Below are 21,062 nucleotides of genomic sequence, written 5' to 3' on the forward strand. Positions count from 1 at the left end.
TGCTCGTGGCCCGGTCGTTCAGCCCGGCTCAGGCCAGCCAGGGGTTCGCTTGCAGGTGACGTTGTTCGAAGGCGCGGATCTGTTCGGTGCGCAGCAAGGTGCTGCCGATGGCGTCGAGGCCTTGCAGCAGGGCCTGGCGGCGCAAGTCGTCGATGCTGAAGGCGATGCTGCGCTGGTCGTCCAGCTGGATCTGGCGCTGCTGCAGGTCGATGGTCAGGTGGGCCCGTTCAGCCTGGGTGACCAGGGTGGCGATTTCCTGATGGTCGGCCTCGTCCAGCTGGATCAGCAGCACGCCGTTGCGCTGGCAGTTGTCGAAGAAGATGCCGGCGAAGCTGGTGCCGATCAGGGCGCGGATGCCCAGTTGCTTCAGGCCCCAGACCGCGTGCTCGCGACTGGAACCGCAACCGAAGTTCGGCCCGGTGACCAGGAAGCGGGTCTGGTTCCAGGGCGTTTGGTTAAGCACGAAGTCCGGGTTGGGGCTGCCATCGGCCAGGAAGCGCAGGTCGAAAAACGCCCCGCGGTCCAGGCCGCTGCGGTCGATGCCCTTGAGGAACTGCTTGGGCATGATCACATCGGTGTCGATGTTGGCGGCCAGCAGGGGGGCGCCAATGCCGCTTTCGCGAATGAACGGTTGCATGCTCAGGCCTCCTCGCCCAGGGTACGGACATCCACCAGATGGCCGGCCAGTGCGGCGGCGGCGACCATGGCGGGGCTCATCAGGTGGGTGCGCGCACCGGCGCCCTGGCGGCCTTCGAAGTTGCGGTTGGTGCTCGACGCACAGCGGTCGCCGGGGGCGAGCACGTCGTCGTTCATGGCCAGGCACATCGAACAGCCGGACTGGCGCCATTCGAAGCCGGCGTCGATGAACAGCTGGGCCAGGCCCTCGGCCTGCGCTTGTTCGCGCACCTGTGTGGAGCCCGGCACGATCATCGCGCGCACGCCGTTGGCGACCTTGCGGCCCTGCACGATGCGGGCGGCGTCGCGCAGGTCTTCGATGCGGGCATTGGTGCACGAACCGATGAAGGCATGGCTGATGCGGATGTCGGCGACCGGGCGGCCGGCCTCCAGGCCCATGTAGCGCAAGGCGCGTTGCAGATCGTGACGACGGATCAGGTCGGGTTCCTGCATGGGGTCTGGCACTCGCTCGCCGATGGCGACGGCCTGGTCGGGGCTGGTGCCCCAGGTGACCATGGGTTGCAAGTCGCCGATGTCCAGTTCGATGTCCTGGTCGAAGCTGGCGCCGGGATCGCTGAACAGTTCGCGCCACTGCGCCACGGCCTGCTGCCACAGCGCGCCCTGCGGGGCACGCGGCTTGTCGGCGAGGTAGGCGTAGACCTTGTCGTCGGGCGCCATGAACGCACCCCGGGCGCCGGCCTCGACGGCCATGTTGCAGATGGTCATGCGGGCTTCGACGCTCAGCGTCGCGATGGTCGGCCCGGCGAATTCGATGGCGTAGCCCGTGGCGCCGGAAGCACCAATGCGGCGGATCAGCGCCATGATGATGTCCTTGGACACCAGCCCGGGCCCGAGCTCGCCGCGCACGGTGACCCGCATGCTTTTCAGGCGCTTGTACACCAGCGTCTGGGTCGCCAGCAGGTGTTCGATCTCGGAGGTGCCGATGCCGAAACCGAACGCGCCCAGTGCACCGTAGGTGGTGGTGTGGCTGTCGCCGGCGGCGATCACCATGCCCGGCAGGATGAAGCCTTGCTCGGGGGCCACGACGTGTTCGATACCCTGGCGCTTGTCGAGCACATCGAACAGTTCGATGCCGAAGTCACGGCAGTTTTCCTGGAAATAATTGACCTGCAAGGTGCCGCCGGCATCCGGCATGGCCGCGATGCGCTCGGGCGCCGTGGGGTTGACGTGGTCGACCACGGCCAGGGTGCTGGAAGGGCGCCAGACCTGGCGATTGGCTTCGCGCAGGCCACTGAAAGCCTGGGGGCTGGTGTACTCGTTGGCGACCTGGCGGTCGATGTACAACAGGACATGACCCTGATCGTCCAGCGTGCAGACGGTGTGGGAGTCGATGTGTTTTTCGTAGAGGGTCCGGGGGCGACTCATGGGCAATCACTCACGTGCAATTTTTATAAGCGTGGCGCCGGGTTCGGCGTGCAGGTCCAGCTTATTCTTGCTGTGGTGTAGAGCAATTGCGCATCTGTGCAGTGTTGGTTCACGAATCGTGAACAGTAGGGGCGAATCTACGGCTGGCGCCTGAACAACTCTTCGGGCAAATCGCCGATGCCCTGCAAGCATTCCTCGAGAAAATCGCGCAATACCCGCACCTTGGTCGAGTACCGTCGATTGGGCAGGTAGGCCATGTAGATCTGCTGGCCGGTCAGCGAATTGACGAAGCGATACTCCGGCAACACGATCTGCAATTGCCCGCTGAGCAGCAGGTCGCGCACCAGCCAGATCTCGAATTCGGCGATGCCCAGGCCGCCACAAGCAGCCTCCAGCAACAGCTCGGAGTTGTCCGATTGCAGGTTGCCCTTGGGGAAAATCGAATGCTTGACCTCGTCTTTGGTGAAATACCAATGGGGGTCGGCGTCGGGGTGCAGGTAGATCAGGCAGTTGTGCGCGCTGAGTTCCGTGGGGCTGGCGGGATGGCCGTGGCGGGCCAGATAAGCAGGGCTGGCGCAGAGCAACGAGTCGTTGCGGCAGATCGGGTAGGCGATCAGGTTTTCCAGGTGATTCTCGCCTTCATGGATATCGAGGTCGAAGCCGCCGACGATCATGTCGTTGTGGTTGTCGGTCAGGCGCAGATCCATCTGGATGCCCGGGTACATCTGCAAAAAGGGCGCGATCAGCGGAGCCAGGAAGCGCCGGCCGAAGGCCACCGGCGACACCAGTTTCAGCGGGCCGCTGGGGGCCTGGTTGAGATCGCTCACCACGCGCAGGGTGTCGTCCAGGTCGGCGATCATCGACTGCGCCCGTGCATGGTAGATCTGCCCGGCTTCGGTGAGGGCGACGATGTGCGTGGTGCGGTGCAGAAGGGTGGTGCCCAAGGACTTTTCCAGGGTGCTGATCATGCGGGTCAGGGTGGACGGGGAAACGTGCATCTCCCGCGCCGCGGCGGAAAAGGTGCCCAGTTCGACCACTTTGACCAGTGCTCTCATCACCCCGAGATGGTCGATACGTGCGGTTTCGGATGTCATGTGTGCCTTTGCGCTGGGTGCAAAACCGAATTCTGTTTGGCGATGTTCCATCGTTATTTGCCAGAATATAGACTCATTTTCGATCGAAGTGCGCACGTCGTTCATCCAACCGACACGTATTCGCCTCGCCGGCGTGACCTGCGAGGCAATCTTTGGAGCATCGAGAACACCATGGATTTTCCCGCACACGTTCCCTTGGCCATTGCCACCCGAAACGATCATGTGGAGCGTATCCACTGGGGCTCGGTGGCGGTCGTCGACAATGACGGCGTCCTGCTGGCCTATGCCGGCGACCCCGGCTCGATGATGTTTTCCCGCTCGACCTTGAAGCCGTTCCAGGCCATCCCGTTCGTGCGCGACGGCGGGGTCGAGCACTTCGGCTTCTCTGACGAACAGGTGGCGGTGATGTGCGCCAGCCACTCGGGTGAAGCCCGGCACGTGGAAGCCGTGAGCGGCATGCTGGCGAAAATCCAGCGGGGCTGCACCGACCTCGGCTGTGGTTGCCACCTGCCGGATTTCTACAGCGCCGACAACCTGCCACCCCAGGGTTTTCACTACGACCAGCGCCACCATAACTGTTCCGGCAAGCACAGCGGCTTTCTCGCCTACTGCCGCCTGCACGGCTTGCCCAGCGAAAGTTACCTGTCCCCCGAGCACGCCTTGCAACAAGACGTCCAGCGCACGGTGGCGAAGCTGTCCGGCGTGGCGGCGGATCAGATGTGGGCCGGCATCGACGGCTGCAACGCGCCGAACCTGGGCATGCCGTTGTCGCGTCTGGCCCTGTTGTGGGCGCGCCTGGCCAGCGGTGAAGGCGGTGGCGATGCCAGCCTCGACCCGATCCTCACGCGCCTGTTCGAGGCCATGCGCAGCCACCCGGAAATGGTCTCGGGCACTGGCCGTGCAGACCTCGGTATCACCCTGGCGTCGAATGGCGACTGGGTGGCGAAGACCGGCGCCGATGGCGTGCAGACGGTCGGCATCCGCAGCCGTGGCCTGGGCGTGGCAGTCAAGGTCAGCGACGGTGATTTCCCCAGTGTGTTCGCCGTGACCATCGCCGTGCTCAAGCAATTGGGCGTGCTGGAAGGCGGCGACAATGCGTTGCTGACGCCCTGGGCCGATCCGGTGATCAAGAGTTATAACGGTTCGCGCGCCGGCCAGTTGCAGGCCACGGTGCAATTGAAGTTCGTCTAGTCCGGGGCGCCGCCACCTACAAGATCCATAAGGCAGACCACAACCATGCAAACGGCTCAAGCACAACAACCACAAACGCCGGCCATTTCACTGCGTGCCGTCAACAAGTACTTCGGCAGTCAGCAGGTGCTGTTCGATGTAGATCTGGAGGTTCAGCCGGGGGAGGTGGTGGTGATCATCGGCCCGTCCGGTTCGGGCAAGTCGACCCTGTGCCGCTGCATCAACCGCCTGGAAACCATCACCGATGGCGACATCTTCCTGCACGGCGAACGCCTGCCGGAAGAGGGCGGGGCGCTGGCGAAGATGCGCGCGAAAGTCGGCATGGTGTTTCAGAGTTTCAACCTGTTCTCCCATCGCACCGCGTTGCAGAACGTCGCGATGGGGCCGCGCAAGGTGCTCGGCATGCGTGGCGCCGAGGCCGATGCCTGGGCGCAGAAGCTGCTCGAACAGGTGGGCCTGGGGCACAAGGGCAAGTCCTATCCGGTCGAGCTGTCGGGCGGCCAGCAGCAACGGGTGGCGTTGGCCCGCTCCCTGGCGATGAAACCCAGTGTGATGTTGTTCGACGAGCCGACCTCGGCGCTGGACCCGGAAATGGTCAACGAGGTGCTCAAGGTCATGGTCGACCTGGCCCGCAGCGGCATGACCATGGTCGTGGTCACCCACGAGATGGGGTTTGCGCGGTCTGCCGCCGACCGCATCATTTTCATGGATGCCGGGCGGATCGTCGAAAGTGCGCCGCCGGAAACCTTCTTCAGCGCGCCGCGTTCGGAGCGTGCCCGCGAGTTTCTGTCAAAGGTCCTTGCACACTGATCCACTCAACTGAAAACACAATAACAAGAGATCACAATCATGCGCTCACCACGAATCGCTTCCTTCGGTATCTCCCTGCTGGCTTCCTGCCTTTTCGCCTCGTTCGCTTCGGCCTCTACCACTGAGCAGTTTCCGGCCGACTCGACCATGGCCAAGATCCAGAAGCGCGGCAAGCTGGTGGTGGGCAGCTCGCTCAACACCCTGATGTTTTCTTCGCGCAACCCCATGACCGGTGAAGTCGAAGGCTTCGAGGCCGACCTGGCGCGCATGCTGGCGAAAAAACTCACCGGCTCCGAAGACAATATCGAGTGGGTCAGCACCACCCCGGAAAACCGCATTCCGCTGGTGGAGAACAAGCGCGTGGACATGGTCATCGCCACCATGACCGTCACCGACGAGCGCAAGAAGGTCATCGGTTTTGCCGGCCCGTATTACCTCGCCGGCCAGGATTCGCTGGTGCGCGCCGACGACAAGTCGATCAACAAGACCGCCGACCTCGATGGCAAGACGGTGTGCGTGCTCAGCGGTACCACCGTGGAGCGCAACCTCAAGCCACTGGCGCCAACCGCCAAGATCGTCACCTTCAGCGATGCGTCGGCCTGTGTCGAAGGGTTGATCGACAAGCGCTTCGACGCCTATGTCGACGACGGCGCGACGCTGGTCGGCGAGTCGATGCGCCAGCCGGGACAATTGCGCGTGGTTGGCGCGCCGTTCACCGAAGAGCCCTACGGCATTGCGGTCATCAAGGAAGACACGGTGTGGCGTGACTGGCTCAACAGCCAGCTGAGCGCGTCCATCGAGAATGGCCAGTGGAAGGAAATGTACGGCAAGGATCTGCAAGACGGGCTCGGCGCACCGCAGGTGCCGGTGATCGAACAGTAACGCGCGGCCGAGGCGAACCTGATGTCTTATATCGAACGCTTCCTGGGGGGCATCGGTGTCAGCATCCAGCTGACCCTGCTGTCCTTCGCCATTGCGATCGTGCTCGGGCTGCTGCTGGCGATCATGCGGGTGAGCCCCTGGGCACCCTTTCGCTGGTTTGCCAGCAGCTACGTCGAACTGATGCGCATGATGCCGTTGCTGGCGCTGTTGCTGCTGTTCACCTTCGGCCTGCCCAAGCTCGGTTTCATGTACTCGCTGTTCACCTCCACGGTGCTGGTGCTGGGCTTGTACAGCGCCGCGTGGATCTGCGAAGTGGTGCGGGCCGGTATCAACACCGTGCCCCTCGGGCAGATCGAAGCGGCGCGCAGCATCGGCATGCGCTTCGACCAGATCCTCGCTGAAGTGGTGCTGCCGCAGGCGGTGCAGTCGGTGATCGCGCCGCTGGGCAACTTGTTCATCATCCAGATCAAGGCGTCGGCCATCGGCGCGGCGATCGGCGTGGCGGACATCACCTACACGGCGCAGAAGATCAACTTCGACACGGCACTGGCGGTGCCGACGTTCCTCGGTGCCATGGTCGCGTACTTCCTGCTGACCCTTCCTGCGGGCCTGTTCTTCCGCTTTCTCGAGCAAAAAATGGCGGTGCTGCGATGAGCCCGGACAATCTGCTGTACGAACCACCGGGCCCGATCGCCCGGCGGCGCAACCGGATCATTTCGGTGATTGGCGTGCTCCTGCTGCTGTGCCTGGCCTATGCGGTAGGGCACCGCCTGGACGCCAGCGGGCAGTTCGATGCCCATCGCTGGAAAATCTTCCTGCACCCGGGCACCTTGAAGTTCCTCTTCGACGGCCTGATGGCGACCTTGCTGGCGGCGGTGATCAGCACGGTGTTGGCCTTCAGCCTGGCGGTGCCCTTGGCGCTGGCGCGGTTGTCGGAACGGGTTTGGTTACGCACGTTGGCCGCCAGCTACATCGGCTGTTTCCGCGCGGTGCCGCTGCTGTTGCTGATCCTGTTCACGGTGATCCTGTTGCCGTCGATTGGCCTGCACTGGTCGGCCCTGGGCTACCTGATCTTCGGCATGGTGCTGCACCACAGTGCGATGACGGCAGAAATCGTGCGGGCCGGCATTCTCTCGCTGGGCCGCGGCCAGAAAGAGGCGGCGCTGTCCATCGGCATGCGCGATCACCAGGCGATGGTGTGGGTGGTGTTACCACAGGCATTGAAGCTGATGCTGCCGGCACTGGTCAGTGCGGTGCTGGCGATCGTCCAGGACACCTCGCTGGGCTACATCATCCCCTACGAAGAATTGCTGCGTCGCTCCCAGCAGATCTCCAGCTTCGCCCCGCAGTCGCTGTTGCAATCGGCGTTTATCGTCACGGTGATGTACGGTTTCGTCAGTGCCTTGCTGCTGGCGCTGCGGCGCTGGGTGGAACGGCGCCAGGCCTATGATTCGCGCCGTTCGCGCAAGAAGGCCGAGGTGAATGAGGCGAACTTTGGTGGTGCGGTGGAGGTGACACCGGGGATGCAGTCGGTGTTGCGTAACGGGTCGCAGCGGGGGCGGGATCAGACGTAGGCTCTGAATACCACCCCCCTGAGAGCGCGTCGGTGCAGCGCGTTGATCTGCACCGACGCGCTGTCTCAACCCTCCGTCAACACCGGATAATCGGTATAACCCACGGCTTCCTGGCTGTAGTAGGTCTCCATTTGGTCCTGGTTCAGCGTCGCGCCGGTCCTGAAGCGTTTGACCAGGTCGGGGTTGGCCAGGAAAGGGCGGCCGAAGCTGATCGCGTCGGCCAGCCCGCTGTCGAGGTCGGCTTTGGCGCGGACCAGGTCGTAGTCGCTGTTGAGCACCAATGGGCCCTTGAAGTGCTGGCGGATCAGCGGTGACAGGCGGGGTACGTCGGACGCGCCGAAGGTGCCGTTCGGGCCGGGCTCGCGCAGTTCCAGGAAGGCAATGCCAATGGCGTCGAGCATGTCCGCCGCCTGGGCGAACAGCGGGGCCGGGTTGCTGTCGTCCACGCCATAACTCTCGCCATTGGGCGACAGGCGCACGGCGGTTCGGTCGGCGCCGATGGCGGCGGCCACGGCCTGCGTGATCTGTTGCAACAGGCGCAGGCGGTTGTCGATGCTGCCACCGTAGTCATCGGTGCGCCGGTTGCTTTGGTCGCGCAGGAACTGGTCGATCAATTGACCATTGGCGGCATGGATCTGCACGCCATCGAATCCGGCGGCCATGGCGTTTCTGGCGGCCTGCACATAATCGGCGATCAGGCCGGGAAACTCATCGGCCGCCAACGGCCTGGCCACCTCGAAAGGTTGCTTGCCGTCGTAGGTGTGCGCTTCACCCGGCATGGTGGTGGCGCTGGACGACACCGGCTCAATGCCGGTGACCGCCGAGTGTGCCATACGGCCCATGTGCCACAGTTGCGCGACGATCACACCGCCCTGAGCGTGTACCGCCTGCGTGACCGGTTTCCATGCCTGCACCTGCTCTTCGGACCAGATCCCCGGCGCATAGGGCCAGCCAACCCCCTGGCGGGAAATGCCGGTAGCCTCGCTGATGATCAGGCCGGCCGAGGCGCGTTGCGCGTAGTAGTCGGCCATGATCGCGGTGGGTACATGGTTGCGGGTGGCACGGGCGCGGGTCAGCGGCGCCATGATCGTGCGATTGGCGGCGTGCAGCGCACCGAGCGTGATGGGGTCGAATAACGTGGGCATAAAACCTCCTTCAGATCCGTGTCAAACGCCGGGGCGATTGATGATTTCCAGCGTGGGCAACATGCGAATGGGTTTGGAGAAGTTGGCGTAATTCACAGAGGTTTTGGTCACCACGCGGTGCAATTCCTGCACGCGCTCAGGCGTTGCGTCGGTGTCGATGCGCACTACGTAGCTGACCTCGTCGTAACCTGGGTTGACCTTGTCGTCCAGGCCCAGAAAGCCCAGCAGGTTCAACTCGCCATCGGTCTCGATCTCGAGGCTGAGCAGCTTGATACCCATGGCCGCGGCGTTCACCGCATAGCCCACCGAGAGGCACGCGTTCAGTGCGGCCATCAGCAACTCCTGAGGGTTGGGCGCAGTGTTCTGCCCCAGCAGTTCGAAGGGTTCGTCGGCCGCGATTTCAAAATGACGAGGGTGATCGGTGCCGCTCAAGTGATAGCGGCTGACGGTGGCGACACTGCGGGTTTGATGTTCCCATCTGGTTTTCACGTTGAAGCGGGCGAACCGTTTCGAGTTGTCCTGCGACAGGTCCTGGGCGAAACCTTTGAGCGCTGCGACGTCGATACCGTTGAGCAGGGTGTCCATTGCAAATCCTCTGGTGTGGGGGGAACGGAAAAGCCGCGCATCCGAATGCCGCGCAGTCGATGGCGTGCCAGTCGTGTTGGATTGGAGGCGGGCGTGAAGCACCTCACGACGCTGGGCGTTCGTGAGGTGGGTAAACCGGTTGGGCTAGCTCACCTGGGGCGTGGCGTACCACTGCGCATCAGGGGTAGGGAAGCGCATGATGGTGCGAATGTTCTGCGCATTGTTTTGGCTGGTCAGCAGTTCCACCAGCAAAAAGGCCACTTCCGACGCGGTGCCCGGGCCGCTGGAGGTAATGATTTTTCCATCGAGTACCAGTGGCTGATCAATGAAGCGCGCCCCGGTCTCGATCAGTTGTTGCTTCCTGCGCCCGCCAATCTGGTGATAGATCGTGGCGTTGCGGTTCAGCAATACCCCGGCGCGGCCCAGGCACAACGAGGACACGCAGACACTGGCGATGATTTTGTCGGCATCGACGAAATGGCGGATGGTGGCCAGGAAGGGCTCGCTCAAGGCTTCTTCGTAAAAGCCGCTGGGTTCGAAGCCGCCGGGCAACGCCAGTGCATCGAACTCATCGAGGTCCAGGTGAGCGAGCAGTCGGTTGGGGCGAATGACCAGGCCGAAGGTCGAGGTGATTTCCGGTCGCAGTGCGGCCATGACCAGTTCGACCTTTTCATCGCCCAGCAGGTCCGCCCAACCCAGAACATCGGTAAACGCCGCCATCTCCATGGGTTCAACGCCATTGGCGAGTAGCATCAGTACCTTCTTCACCTTCATTTCTCCGCTGTCGTCCATCGCTGGCAATGAGGGTGATGGTTGATGTTTTGGCTGTGGGAGACAATCCGCTGAATCGGCAATTAACAATTCCAGCGAGTGAAACAACCGCCGTGTGAGCGCTCAAGGCAACGCGTGCGCGTCCAGGCGCCAGCTCGGTTCCGCGGTGCGTATGACGTCGCCCACCCAATCGACGAACGCCCGCACGGTGGGTGAAAGGTGGCGGTTTTTCGGGTACAGGACCGACAGCGGAACGGCCGGCGAGCAGTAGTCGGTGAGCACCGGCTTGAGCCGGCCGCTGAGCAGGTGACGGCGCACCATGTAGCTGCCTGCGCGGATCAGGCCCAGGCCTTCGAGGGCACAGGCGACGTACGCATCGGTGTCGTTGACGATCAGGCGTTCGCGCATGCGCACGCAGCGGTCTTCGCCGTCGACCACGTAATGCCACTCCAGCGAGCGGGCGGTGCGGCTGGACAGGTAACCCACTGCGTGATGGTCCGCCAGGTCTTCCAGGGTTTGCGGCGTGCCATGCTCGGCCAGGTATTCGGGGGAGGCGCAGGTGACCCAGTCAAAGGCACCGACACGCTTGGCGACCAGTGTCGGCGAATCTTCGGGGATGCCGGTGCGGATCACGCAGTCGATGCCTTCCTGGATCAGCTCGACCGTGCGGTCGGCCATGGTCAAGGTCAGTTCGACATCGGGAAAACGCGCCTGGAAATCCTTGATCGAAGGCAACACCACCAGGCGCGCGAGTGACAGCGTCATGTCGACCCGCAGGCGCCCGCGGGGTTGTCCGGCGGAGCCCGGGAAGCCGGACTCGACGGCTTCGATGTCCGCCAGCAGCCGTCGGCAATGGTCGTAGTACAGCGTGCCGTCGGGCGTCAGGCTGATGTGCCGCGTGGTGCGCCGCAGCAGACACACCCCGAGGAACGCTTCCAGCTCCTTGACCGCGCGGGTGACCCGCGACGGTGGCAGGGACAGGCTTTCCGCGGCCCGACTGAAGCTGTGCATTTCGACAACGCGGGAAAAGATCTGCATCGACTGAAGACGATCCACTGCCTACCTCCTTGCCAGTAATTTATTGCATCGGCAGCAATAAGTTTGCGCCTGCCTTACGTGTTGGACACTCTACACCCAAGTTAACCGCTGGATGTAATCAACCGATAATTCCAAATCAGGCAATAAAGTTACCCAGGTTTCGACCTAGATGTCCCTGTGCGGCGTGCTCAGACTGAAAGCAAATCCACTTCGCCAAGCACACCTCCATGAAACCCTTGAAGAAACCACACATAGCGATCCTTGCGACAGCGATCACGGCGCTCGGCGCAGGCAGCGTGTTTTTGAGCAGTGGCTCGTCCGTACACGCCGAAGCCACAGCCCCGTTACCTGTCGTCAAATACCAACCGGCATTGAAGCGTTCGGTCGCCGATACACAGGACTACACCGGGCGCCTGGAAGCCGTCGAGGTTGTCGACGTTCGGCCCAGGGTTGCGGGAACGCTGCTGACGGTGCACTTCAAGGCCGGCCAGCATGTGCGCCAGGGCGAGTTGCTGTTCACCATCGACCCGGCGACCTACGAGACCCAGGTGCGCCAGGCACAGGCCAACCTGACGGTGATCGAAGAGCAGAAGCGCCTGGCCGGCGTCGAGCAGGCACGCGCGCGGCGCTTGCTCGACGCCAATGCCATTTCACGTCGCGAGTTCGATGCGCTGGACAATGCCGCCCGCGAAGCAGGTGCCGCGGTGACGGGCGCGCAGGCCGCGCTGGCGCACGCGCAATTGCAGCTCGGTTATACCCAGGTGCGTGCACCGATTGCCGGGCGCATCTCCCGCGCGGAAATCACCGCCGGCAACGTCGTGGGTGCCGGTGGGGATGCCGCTGCCTTGAGCCGGATCGTTTCCGACGACAAGCTCTATGCCTCCTTCAACCTCGACGAACAAAGTTACCTGCGGATCATCGCGCCAGCCCTGCGCGCCGGGGCGCAACCGCTGATCAATGTCGGCCTGGCCAATGACAACGCCTTTCCTTACAAGGCCACCCTCGAAGCGCTCGACAACCAGATGGACACCCGTTCGGGAACGGTGCGCGTGCGCGCCCGGATTGATCAGGTTCGCCCGGAAATGCTCCCGGGCCTGCAGGCGCGCATTCGTCTGCAAGGCGGCGTGCCCTATGAGGCGGTGACGGTCGAGGAAACCGTGATCGGCACCGATCAGGACCGCAAGTACGTGCTGGTGGTCAACGCCGAGAACAAGGTCGAGCGACGTTTCGTCGAACTCGGCACGCTGCAGGGTCAGCAGCGGGTGGTGCGCAGCGGTATCGAACCGGGCGCCAGGGTCATCGTCGACGGCGCGTTCCGCGCGGCCCCCGGCGCCGCCGTCGAGGCGGTCGCCGTCGATGCTGCCCAGACCCAGGCCAGTGCGGTACCGGGAGGTCGCTCGTGAACATCTCGAAGTTTTTCATCGACCGGCCGATCTTCGCCTGTGTGATTTCCGCGCTGATCCTGCTTGCGGGGATCGTCTCGGCGTTCAACATGCCGGTTTCGGAATACCCGCAGGTCATTCCACCGTCGGTGGTGGTGCATGCGCAGTACCCCGGCGCCAACGCCAAGACCATCGCCGAGACCGTTGCAGCGCCGCTGGAGCAGTCGATCAACGGCGTGCAAGACATGCTCTACATGGACTCCAAGGCCAGCGGCGATGGCCACCTCTACCTGACGGTGACCTTCAAGCTCGGCACCGACCCGGACCGCGCGCAGCAATTCGTGCAGACCCGCGTCTCGCAGGCCCAGGCGCGCCTGCCGGAAGACGTGCAGCGCCTGGGCGTCACGGCCATCAAGAACTCGCCGATCATTACCATCGCCGTGCACATGGTTTCGCCCAAGGGCACCTATGACAACAACTACGTCAGCAACTACGCGATCCTGCATGTGAAGGATCGCCTCGCGCGGATTTCCGGGGTCGGGGAGGTGTCGATCTGGGGGCCGGGCGGTTACGCCATGCGCGTCTGGCTGGACCCGGCCGCCCTGGCCGAGCGCGGGCTGAGCGCCAGTGATGTGGCCAGCGCGATCCGTCGCCAGAACATCCAGGCCGCGGTGGGGACCATCGGCAGTGCGCCGACGCCGGCAGATACCGCCTTCCAGCTCAACATCAACGCCGATGGCCGCCTCAAGACGCCGGAAGAGTTCAAGGGCATCGTCATCAAGTCCGACGCCCGTGGCGCGATCACGCGCCTGGGTGACGTGGCCCGCGTGGAGCTGGGCGCCGAAGACTATGGCATCCGCGCCACCCTGGATAACGCACCCGCCGTGGCGGTCACCGTGCAGGAGGCGCCGGGCGCCAACTCGCTGGAGATCTCACGCGAGGTGCATCGCGCCATGCAGGAACTGGAGCAGGACTTCCCCGAAGATCTGGTTTATCGCGTGGTCTACGAGCCCAGCCGTGCGGTGCAGAACGGCATTGATGCGGTCATCGAAACCTTGCTGGAGTCCGTGGCGCTGGTGGTGCTGGTGGTGTTCCTGTTCCTGCAGACCTGGCGCGCGTCGATCATTCCACTGCTGGCGGTGCCGATTTCGATCATCGGTACGTTCACCTTCCTGCTGCTGGCGGGCTACTCGATCAACACCCTGTCGTTGTTCGGCCTGGTGGTGGCCATCGGTATCGTGGTCGACGATGCCATCGTGGTCGTCGAGAACGTCGAGCGCAACATCGCCCGAGGCCTGAACCCGCGTGAGGCGACCTACCAGGCCATGCGCGAAGTCAGCGGCCCGATCATCGCCATCGCCCTGACACTGTCCGCCGTGTTCCTGCCGCTGGCGTTTCTCAGCGGCTTGACCGGGGAGTTCTACAAGCAGTTCGCGGTGACGATCGCCATCTCCACGCTGATCTCGGCAGTCAACTCGCTGACACTCTCGCCAGCGCTCTCGGCCTTGCTGCTCAAGGGCCATGGCGATGCACCCGACGCGGTGACCCGAGTGACGCAAAAGTTGTTCGGAGGATTCTTCGAGCGCTTCAATCGCGCGTTCGGGCGTGCCTCCGAAGGGTACGGTTCGGGTATCGGCAAACTCATCAGGCACAAAGGCGGCATGCTGGTGGTGTACGCAGGATTGCTGGCGGCGACCTGGTGGCTCACCGGGCATGTGCCGGGCGGTTTCGTGCCGGCCCAGGACAAAGAATACCTGGTCAGCCTGGCGCAGTTGCCCGAGGGTTCGACCCTGGATCGCACCGAAGCGACCATGAACCGGATGAACGAGATCGCCCTCAGGCATCCGGCCGTGATGGGCACTTCGAGCTACAGCGGCCTGTCGATCAACGCCGTGACCAAGAGTTCGAGCACGGCGCTGAGTTTTGTCCTGCTCAAGCCGTTCAACGAACGCAAGGGCATCAGTGCCAACCAGGTGGCGGCCGACCTGGCCCGTGAGTTTGCCAGCATCGGTCATGCCTTCACCGGTATTTTCCCGCCGCCACCGGTGTATGGCCTGGGCACCCTGGGCGGCTTCAAGCTGCAGATCGAAGATCGCGCGGACGCCGGATACGAAGAGCTGTACCGCGCGACCCAGGCGTTCATCAAGAAGGCGTCCGAGGCACCGGAACTCGGACCGCTGTTCTCCACTTACACGGTCAACGTGCCGCAACTGAAAGTCGACATCGACCGGGCCAGGGCGCAGCAACTGGGCGTGGACACGCCGGCGGTCCTCAACACCCTGCAAGCGTTCCTGGGCTCTTACTACGTCAACGACTTCAACTTCCTTGGTCGCGTGTATCAGGTGCGCATGCAGGCCGACAGTGAGTTCCGCTCCAAGCCGGACGACATCGGCCAACTGCACGTGCGCAGCGAGTCGGGGCAGATGGTGCCGATCGCCTCTGTGGCGACGATCAGCCAGACCTACGGCCCGGACCAGGTGGTGCGTTACAACGGTTTCACCGCAGCGGATGTCAGCGGCAGCCCGGCGCCCGGCTACTCGTCGGACCAGGCGATGGCGACGATCCAGCGCATCGCCGCACAAACCCTGCCTGCCGGCATGAGCTACGAGTGGACGGACCTGACCTACCAGCAAATCATCGCCGGCAATACGGCCGTGTGGATCCTGCCGCTGTGCGTGCTGCTGGTGTTCTTCGTGCTGGCGGCCCAGTACGAGAGCCTGACGCTGCCACTGGCGATCATTCTGATCATTCCGATGAGCATCTTTTCCGCGCTGCTCGGGGTCTGGCTGACCCAGGGCGACAACAACATCTTCACCCAGATCGGCCTCATCGTGCTCGTCGGCCTGGCGTCGAAAAACGCCATCCTGATCGTCGAGTTCGCCCGGGAACTGGAGATGGCGGGCAAGTCCACGGTGGCAGCGGTGATCGAGGCCTGTCGCCTGCGCCTGCGGCCGATCCTGATGACTTCGATGGCCTTCATCATGGGCGTGATTCCGCTGGTGGCCTCCACCGGTGCCGGGGCGGAAATGCGCCAGGCCATGGGCATCTCGGTGTTCTTCGGCATGATCGGCGTGACGCTGTTCGGTTTGTTCCTGACGCCGCTGTTCTACGTGGTGGTGCGCAAGTTGAGCGGTGCCCGGGCGCTGCACTCCGCCACGCATCACGACGCACCCTCGCTCGCGCCTCATGCTGTTGAATCGTCGGAGGGCCAGGTATGACCGGTCAGACCCCAATGCGCCTGTCGCTCAATGCAATCGCCGTGGCAATCGCTGCGTGGCTGTTGTCGGGCTGCTCGCTGACGCCCGTTGAGCAACGACCTGATATGGCGTTGCCGGCACAGTTTGTCGAAGCCGATGAACGTGCCATCGAACCCTTGCAAGCCAGCGAAGCCATCGGCCGTTGGCAGCCGGCAGAACCGGCGGACCAGCAGAAACCTTCGCCGTGGTGGACGGTATTGGGCGACCCGGTGCTCATGCGCCTGGAAGAGCAGGCACTGGCGGCCAACCCCGATGTCAGCCTGGCCATGGCCCGCTTAAAGCAGGCGCGTGCCTTGACGTCGCGCAGCGAATCGGCGCGTTGGCCGGACGTGAATGCGGGCTTCGGCCCGACCCGTCAGCGCACCTCAGCGGCGGCCGACGGCGAGGGCGATGGTGTCCCCGGCACCACGCAAACCCTGTGGCGTGCCCAGGCCACGGTCGCCTACGAAGTCGACCTGTTCGGCCGCGTGTCGGCAAGTGTTGCCGCCGCGCGGGCCGATGCCGCGCAGCAACAGGCGCTGGCGCATCAAATGCTGCTGCTCGTCCAGGCCGACGTGGCCACGACCTACTTCAGCCTGCGGCAGCTGGAAGGTGAGCAGCGTCTGTTGCAGGAAACCGTAAAGCTCAGAGAAGACGCAGCGTCGTTGCTGGAGCGCAAGCTGGGTGACGGCGCGGTGCCCAGTCATGTGGTCGATCAGGCCAGGACCGAGCTGTTTTCCGCTCGGGCTGAACAGTTGGCGGTGGCGCAGCAATTGGCGTTGACCTCCCACGCATTGGCGACCTTGCTGGGCAAGCCGCCGGCAGCGTTTTCGCTCGAGGCCAGACCGCTGGAAAGTGTCACGGTCAAGCTTCCCCCAGGCGTGCCTTCGACGCTGCTTGAACGCCGGCCGGATATCGCCGCCGCCGAACGGGCGATGGCCGCCGAGAATGCGCGGATCGGCGTGGCCAAGGCTGCCTTCTTCCCCTCACTGTCGCTGACCGGCGCCCTGGGTTACGAATCCAACGACCTGGGCCACCTGGCCGACTGGTCCCAGCGCACCTTCCTGCTGGGCCCGCTGGTGGGAACCGCGCTGAGTTTGCCGGTGTTCGATGGCGGGCGGCGCAAGGCCGACATCAGCCGCGCCCGCACCGTCTACGAACAGCGCGTGGCTGAGTACCGCAAGACGGTGCTCCAGGCCTTTCGCGAGGTCGAGGACTCACTGGCCTCGCTGCGCACCCTCGACCAGCGCATCGTTCACCAGCGTGGCGCGCAGGACTCGTCGGCACGGGTCGCCCAGTCGGCCCAGGCGAGGTTCGACGAAGGGGATGTCGATTACCTGGAGGTGGTCGATGCCCAGCGCACGCTGCTGCGCAGTCGCCAGTCACTGATCCAGTCCGAAGGCGCCCGTGCGCGGGCGACCGTGGACCTGGTGCGCGCGCTCGGCGGAGGCTGGGAGGTTGCTGGCGCCGAGGCGCTGGCCGTATCGCATTGATCTCGTCATCTGGAGGTGTTCCATGTCCGTTTCCGATCTGTTCAAACCCCTGGAGCTGCTGCATGGCCCAGCCATGCGCAACCGTTTCATGCTCGCACCGCTGACCAATCAGCAAAGCGAACACGATGGACGTGCGTCCGAATTCGACCAGCACTGGATCGAGCAACTGGCACAAGGCGGCTACGGCTTGATCCAGACCTGTGCCACCCACGTCGAGGCCAGCGGCATAGGCTTCGAACGGCAGTTGGGCATTTTCTGTGATGAACACCTGGCGGGCCTGACTGCCATGGCGTCGGCGATTCGCCAGGGCGGTGGTTTATCTGCGGTGCAATTGCACCATGCCGGGCACCGCGCCAATCCGCTGATTGGCGGCATTCCCGCACCGGCTTCCCACTACACGGTACCGGGCGTGCGGGCGTTGACCACCGAAGAAGTCGAGCGCATTCGTGACAACTTCATCGCCGGTGCAGTGCGCGCGGAGCAGGCCGGCTTCGATGGTGTCGCTATCCATGGTGCGTTCGGCTGGATTCTCTCGGAGTTCCTGTCGCCGCTGTTCAACGACCGCACGGACAAATATGGCGGCAGCCTGGAAAACCGCGCTCGCCTCACCCTGGAGGTGATCGAAGGCATCCGCAGGCGCTGTGGTCCGGCGTTCCAGATCGGTTGGCGCCTGTCGGTCGAGCGTTATGGGCTGCTCCTGGAGGAACTGCGCGAGGTCACCGCCGATATCCTTCAGCGCGAACTGATCGACTACCTTGATCTGGCACTGTGGGATTCGGCGCAGATCGTTCAGGACGGGACGTTCAAGGGGCAGAGCATGCTCAGCGTTTTCACCCGCCTTGACCGGGGTGGCGTGAAGCTGGGGACGGCAGGCAAGATCATGGGCGCCCAGCGTGCGGCGCAGCTGCTGGAGGAGGGCTGCGATTTCGTCCTGATTGGCCGTGCCGGCATTCTGCAGCGCGATTTTCCGCTGCAGGTTCAGGCCAATCCGCACTACGACAGCCCGAAACTTCCGGTGACGGCGCAGTATTTACGCTCGGGCGGCATGAGTGAGCGCTTTATCAATCACATGCGTGGATGGCAAAGTTTCGTGGTCCGAGGGAGCCTGTGATATCGAGGAGGAACCGTGTTGAATAAATTCCTGGCGATGGAAGTGTTCGTGCAGGTGGTGGATGCCGGCGGGTTCACCCGTGCGGCCGAGCACATGAAGTTGCCCAAGGCGACGGTGTCCACCTTGATCCAGTCGCTGGAAACCTCATTGGCGGTCAAGCTGCTCAATCGCAGCACCCGCCATGTCAGCGTCACGGCTGACGGCGCGGCGTACTACGCACGCTGCGTGATGATCCTGTCGCAGGTGCGCGATGCCGAGGATTCGCTGTCGCAGACCCGCCTGAGTCCCTCCGGTCGCCTGCGTGTCGACGCGCCGACCGGCCTGGCCAGCGCGGTGATCATCCCGGCGCTGCCGGATTTTTTTGCGCGCTACCCCGACATTCGCCTGGAGCTGGGTTGCAGCGACCGTCAGGTGGATCTGGTGGAAGAGGGTGTGGATTGCGCCATTCGCGGCGACCGTCGCTTGCCCGATTCGCGGCTGATCGCGCGCCGCGTCGGCGCCATGGGTTACGTGACCTGTGCCTCACCAGCCTATCTGGAGCGCCACGGCGTACCCCGGCACCCCAACGATCTGGTGCAGCATCGCTGCGTCAATTACTTCGCATCGCGTACGGGGAAGATGTTCGACTGGTATTTCACCCGGGACGGCGAGCGCGTCCAGGTGACCCTGGCCAGCCATATCGCCTTGAGCGACAGTTATGCCTACACGGCGGCGGGGCTTAATGGACTGGGCATCGTGCAGATGGCCGACTTCCTGATGGCGCCGATGATCGAGGACGGGCGGCTGGTGTCGGTGCTGGGTGACTGGACCAATGAGCCGCTGCCGATCCACGTGGTGTACCCGGAAAACCGCTACCTGTCGGCCAAGGTGCGGGTGTTTGTCGAATGGGTCACGCAGCTGTTTGCCCATCACCCGACCCTGGCTTAGCCGGTGCGCGGCAGGCAGATACCTGCCGCGCTGCGTCGATCAGGCGAACGATTGTTCGGCTTCGATGGCGGCGTGGACGCTGGGACGGCGTTCCATGCGCGCCATGAACGTCTGGATGGCGCTGTAGTGGGAAATGTCGATGTTCACCCGTGGCGGCCAGGACAGGACGTTGTACAGGTAGCCATCGGCCAGGGAGAATTTCTCGCCCAGCAGGTAGTCATTGCCCGCCAGATGTTCTTCGATGTATTGGAAGCGTTCGGCCAGGTTGCCCTGTGCAAAATGCCGCTTCGAGGCGTCGTCGATGAACGATGAAAACATCACCGCCATGCCCTTGTGCAGATCGGTGGCGATGTAGTTCAGCCACTCCAGCGCCTTGTAGCGTTCGCGGGTGCCCGAGGCTGGCAGCAGATTGCGCTCCGGGAACTTGTCGGCGATCCATTGCAGGATGACCGCGCCTTCCGTCAGGACCTGGCCGTCATCGAGTTTCAGGGCCGGGACAAAGCCCTTCGGCGTCACCTCGAAATAGTCGCCTTCGACGGTCTGCTTGGTATTGAAATCCACCTTGATCAGGTCGAAGGCCAGCCCGGCTTCGCGCAGGGCGATTTGTGGCGACAGCCCGCAGGAACCGGGCGAAAAATACAACTTCATGGGTACTTCCTCTCTCAGGACAACAGGTCAAAATCTGTGGCGGCGTGGCGTTCGCGCAGGAACTCGCCGGGCGCGCCCGAGGTGCGGTTGACGATCCGCCCCCGCGCCACGGCCGGGCGCGCGGCGATCGTTTTGTACCAACGCAGCAGGTGGGTGTAGTTCTCCACCTCGAGGAACTCGTGGGTGCCATACACGCCGTAGAGGCTGCCGGGGTACCACGGCCACACCGCCATGTCGGCGATGGTGTATTGCTCGCCGGCGAGGAATTCGTGGCTGGCCAGGTGCGTGTCCAGCACATGCAACTGGCGCTTGGTTTCCATGGTGTAGCGGTCGATCGCGTACTCGATCTTGATCGGCGCATACGCGTAGAAATGGCCCAGGCCACCCCCCACGAACGGTGCCGACCCCATCTGCCACATCAGCCAGTTGAACGTCTGCGCCCGTGCCTGGGGAGCGGTGGGCAGGAACGCGCCGAAACGCTCGGCCAGGTAGACCATGATCGAACCGCTCTCGAACAGCTCAATGGCGGGCGCTGCCGAGTGATCGACCAGTGCCGGAATCTTCGAGTTGGGGTTGATCTCGACGAAACCACTGCCGAATTGATCGCCCTTGAAGATGTCGATCAGCCAGGCATCGTACTCGGCCCCGGTGTGCCCGGCGGCCAGCAATTCTTCCAGCAGGATGGTGATCTTCTGTCCGTTGGGCGTGCCTTGGGAGTAGAGCTGCAAGGGGTGTTTGCCGACCGGCAAGGGCTGTTCGAAGCGCGCGCCGGAGACCGGCCGGTTGATGCTGGCGAACTGGCCGCCGTACGCGGTCTTCGGGCTCCAGACCTTGGCGGGCAGGTAGCCGGCGGGCTGGTTTTCCAGAGGGCTGTTGCTCATCGTTGCCTCCTTGAGATTCAGGGCGTTCGCAGTGATGGCGAAAGTGTCTGGGCAAACTCTAGCGACGGCTTGGCAGGGGATATAGGTGGGGAAATTGAATTGAGTGTTCGGGGATCTGAACAATCCATGCCGCCCTCAAATGCCTGTTCTTGAGCAGCACAAGCAAAAAAAAGGACGAATTTTGATGACTGAAGGAAATGTTATTATGTAACATAAATTTTCGTTCATCATCC

19 protein-coding genes are annotated in these 21,062 nt (G+C 63.5%); 10 read left to right on the forward strand and 9 right to left on the reverse strand.

Going from position 1 to position 21,062, the window contains the following annotated elements; all coding sequences use genetic code 11:
* Window positions 1-28: 28 nt before the first annotated feature.
* The 3 genes from leuD to ABVN20_RS04760 all read right to left on the reverse strand — a co-directional run bounded on the left by leuD (window position 29) and on the right by ABVN20_RS04760 (window position 3,155).
* Window positions 29-643 (reverse strand): 3-isopropylmalate dehydratase small subunit, encoded by a 615-nt coding sequence (leuD, locus tag ABVN20_RS04750; protein ID WP_368554567.1) that lies wholly within the window; start codon window positions 641-643, stop codon window positions 29-31.
* Window positions 640-2,061 (reverse strand): 3-isopropylmalate dehydratase large subunit, encoded by a 1,422-nt coding sequence (leuC, locus tag ABVN20_RS04755; RefSeq protein ID WP_368554337.1) that lies wholly within the window; start codon window positions 2,059-2,061, stop codon window positions 640-642. The genes leuD and leuC overlap by 4 nt, the downstream gene beginning before the upstream one ends.
* A 137-nt stretch (window positions 2,062-2,198) precedes the next feature.
* Window positions 2,199-3,155, reverse strand: a complete 957-nt coding sequence (locus ABVN20_RS04760; RefSeq protein WP_368554338.1) for a LysR family transcriptional regulator — start codon at window positions 3,153-3,155, stop codon at window positions 2,199-2,201.
* Between the two features lie 171 nt (window positions 3,156-3,326).
* Between ABVN20_RS04760 and ABVN20_RS04765 the strand changes: the two genes are divergently transcribed.
* Genes ABVN20_RS04765 through ABVN20_RS04785 form a run of 5 tightly spaced genes read left to right on the forward strand, consistent with a single transcriptional unit; the run spans window position 3,327 to window position 7,612 of the window.
* Complete coding sequence (locus tag ABVN20_RS04765; protein ID WP_368554339.1) at window positions 3,327-4,346, forward strand: asparaginase; 1,020 nt, start codon at window positions 3,327-3,329, stop codon at window positions 4,344-4,346.
* A 45-nt stretch (window positions 4,347-4,391) separates the two neighbouring features.
* Window positions 4,392-5,156, forward strand: coding sequence for an amino acid ABC transporter ATP-binding protein (locus ABVN20_RS04770; protein ID WP_368554340.1), 765 nt, complete (start codon window positions 4,392-4,394; stop codon window positions 5,154-5,156).
* Between the two features lie 39 nt (window positions 5,157-5,195).
* Window positions 5,196-6,038 (forward strand): glutamate ABC transporter substrate-binding protein, encoded by an 843-nt coding sequence (locus ABVN20_RS04775; protein WP_368554341.1) that lies wholly within the window; start codon window positions 5,196-5,198, stop codon window positions 6,036-6,038.
* Between the two features lie 21 nt (window positions 6,039-6,059).
* Window positions 6,060-6,692, forward strand: a complete 633-nt coding sequence (locus ABVN20_RS04780; protein ID WP_368554342.1) for an amino acid ABC transporter permease — start codon at window positions 6,060-6,062, stop codon at window positions 6,690-6,692.
* Window positions 6,689-7,612 (forward strand): amino acid ABC transporter permease, encoded by a 924-nt coding sequence (locus ABVN20_RS04785; RefSeq protein ID WP_368554343.1) that lies wholly within the window; start codon window positions 6,689-6,691, stop codon window positions 7,610-7,612. Before ABVN20_RS04780 ends, ABVN20_RS04785 begins: the two co-directional genes overlap by 4 nt.
* 65 nt (window positions 7,613-7,677) lie before the next feature.
* Here the strand turns inward: ABVN20_RS04785 and ABVN20_RS04790 are convergent, their stop codons facing one another.
* From ABVN20_RS04790 to ABVN20_RS04805, 4 genes are all read right to left on the reverse strand, one after another.
* The gene (locus ABVN20_RS04790) at window positions 7,678-8,757 is read right to left on the reverse strand and encodes an alkene reductase (RefSeq protein WP_368554344.1); all 1,080 of its coding nucleotides are present in this window, start codon (window positions 8,755-8,757) and stop codon (window positions 7,678-7,680) included.
* Window positions 8,758-8,778: 21 nt separating this feature from the next.
* Window positions 8,779-9,342 carry an OsmC family protein gene (locus ABVN20_RS04795; RefSeq protein WP_368554345.1) on the reverse strand — a complete coding sequence of 188 codons (564 nt, stop codon included), beginning with the start codon at window positions 9,340-9,342 and terminating at the stop codon, window positions 8,779-8,781.
* A gap of 144 nt (window positions 9,343-9,486) precedes the next feature.
* Complete coding sequence (locus ABVN20_RS04800; protein WP_368554346.1) at window positions 9,487-10,110, reverse strand: DJ-1/PfpI family protein; 624 nt, start codon at window positions 10,108-10,110, stop codon at window positions 9,487-9,489.
* A 126-nt stretch (window positions 10,111-10,236) separates the two neighbouring features.
* On the reverse strand, window positions 10,237-11,169 hold the full coding sequence (locus ABVN20_RS04805) for a LysR family transcriptional regulator (protein WP_368554347.1): 933 nt from the start codon (window positions 11,167-11,169) through the stop codon (window positions 10,237-10,239).
* Window positions 11,170-11,378: 209 nt separating this feature from the next.
* On the opposite strand from ABVN20_RS04805, the gene ABVN20_RS04810 reads away from it, so the two are divergent.
* From ABVN20_RS04810 to ABVN20_RS04830, 5 genes are read left to right on the forward strand one after another with little or no spacing between them, the layout of a single operon-like run.
* Entirely contained in the window at window positions 11,379-12,554 is a 1,176-nt protein-coding gene (locus ABVN20_RS04810) for an efflux RND transporter periplasmic adaptor subunit (RefSeq protein ID WP_368554348.1), read from the forward strand.
* Window positions 12,551-15,751, forward strand: coding sequence for an efflux RND transporter permease subunit (locus tag ABVN20_RS04815; protein ID WP_368554349.1), 3,201 nt, complete (start codon window positions 12,551-12,553; stop codon window positions 15,749-15,751). Before ABVN20_RS04810 ends, ABVN20_RS04815 begins: the two co-directional genes overlap by 4 nt.
* Window positions 15,748-17,262: an efflux transporter outer membrane subunit gene (locus ABVN20_RS04820; protein WP_368554350.1), complete on the forward strand. Its 1,515-nt coding sequence runs from the start codon at window positions 15,748-15,750 to the stop codon at window positions 17,260-17,262. The genes ABVN20_RS04815 and ABVN20_RS04820 overlap by 4 nt, the downstream gene beginning before the upstream one ends.
* Before the next feature lie 22 nt (window positions 17,263-17,284).
* Window positions 17,285-18,373, forward strand: a complete 1,089-nt coding sequence (locus ABVN20_RS04825) for an NADH:flavin oxidoreductase (protein WP_368554351.1) — start codon at window positions 17,285-17,287, stop codon at window positions 18,371-18,373.
* Between the two features lie 15 nt (window positions 18,374-18,388).
* On the forward strand, window positions 18,389-19,300 hold the full coding sequence (locus tag ABVN20_RS04830; RefSeq protein ID WP_368554352.1) for a LysR substrate-binding domain-containing protein: 912 nt from the start codon (window positions 18,389-18,391) through the stop codon (window positions 19,298-19,300).
* A gap of 39 nt (window positions 19,301-19,339) precedes the next feature.
* On the opposite strand, the gene gstA is transcribed toward ABVN20_RS04830, so the two are convergent.
* Window positions 19,340-19,948 (reverse strand): glutathione transferase GstA, encoded by a 609-nt coding sequence (gene gstA, locus ABVN20_RS04835; RefSeq protein WP_368554353.1) that lies wholly within the window; start codon window positions 19,946-19,948, stop codon window positions 19,340-19,342.
* 14 nt (window positions 19,949-19,962) lie between these two features.
* Window positions 19,963-20,829 carry a glutathione-dependent disulfide-bond oxidoreductase gene (gene yghU, locus ABVN20_RS04840; protein ID WP_368554354.1) on the reverse strand — a complete coding sequence of 289 codons (867 nt, stop codon included), beginning with the start codon at window positions 20,827-20,829 and terminating at the stop codon, window positions 19,963-19,965.
* Window positions 20,830-21,062 lie beyond the last annotated feature (233 nt).

This window comes from Pseudomonas sp. MYb118, assembly GCF_040947875.1.
In the GTDB taxonomy this organism is placed as follows: Bacteria; Pseudomonadota; Gammaproteobacteria; order Pseudomonadales; family Pseudomonadaceae; genus Aquipseudomonas.

Excerpts from the sequence above, each read along its gene's own strand:
- ABVN20_RS04785 (WP_368554343.1), top strand. The coding sequence starts at position 6,689 with ATGAGCCCGGACAATCTGCTGTACGAACCACCGGGCCCGATCGCCCGG.
- ABVN20_RS04760 (WP_368554338.1), bottom strand. The coding sequence starts at position 3,155 with ATGACATCCGAAACCGCACGTATCGACCATCTCGGGGTGATGAGAGCA.
- ABVN20_RS04780 (WP_368554342.1), top strand. The coding sequence starts at position 6,060 with ATGTCTTATATCGAACGCTTCCTGGGGGGCATCGGTGTCAGCATCCAG.
- ABVN20_RS04790 (WP_368554344.1), bottom strand. The coding sequence starts at position 8,757 with ATGCCCACGTTATTCGACCCCATCACGCTCGGTGCGCTGCACGCCGCC.
- ABVN20_RS04770 (WP_368554340.1), top strand. The coding sequence starts at position 4,392 with ATGCAAACGGCTCAAGCACAACAACCACAAACGCCGGCCATTTCACTG.
- gstA (WP_368554353.1), bottom strand. The coding sequence starts at position 19,948 with ATGAAGTTGTATTTTTCGCCCGGTTCCTGCGGGCTGTCGCCACAAATC.
- leuC (WP_368554337.1), bottom strand. The coding sequence starts at position 2,061 with ATGAGTCGCCCCCGGACCCTCTACGAAAAACACATCGACTCCCACACC.
- ABVN20_RS04825 (WP_368554351.1), top strand. The coding sequence starts at position 17,285 with ATGTCCGTTTCCGATCTGTTCAAACCCCTGGAGCTGCTGCATGGCCCA.
- ABVN20_RS04775 (WP_368554341.1), top strand. The coding sequence starts at position 5,196 with ATGCGCTCACCACGAATCGCTTCCTTCGGTATCTCCCTGCTGGCTTCC.
- ABVN20_RS04795 (WP_368554345.1), bottom strand. The coding sequence starts at position 9,342 with ATGGACACCCTGCTCAACGGTATCGACGTCGCAGCGCTCAAAGGTTTC.
- ABVN20_RS04765 (WP_368554339.1), top strand. The coding sequence starts at position 3,327 with ATGGATTTTCCCGCACACGTTCCCTTGGCCATTGCCACCCGAAACGAT.
- ABVN20_RS04820 (WP_368554350.1), top strand. The coding sequence starts at position 15,748 with ATGACCGGTCAGACCCCAATGCGCCTGTCGCTCAATGCAATCGCCGTG.
- yghU (WP_368554354.1), bottom strand. The coding sequence starts at position 20,829 with ATGAGCAACAGCCCTCTGGAAAACCAGCCCGCCGGCTACCTGCCCGCC.
- ABVN20_RS04810 (WP_368554348.1), top strand. The coding sequence starts at position 11,379 with ATGAAACCCTTGAAGAAACCACACATAGCGATCCTTGCGACAGCGATC.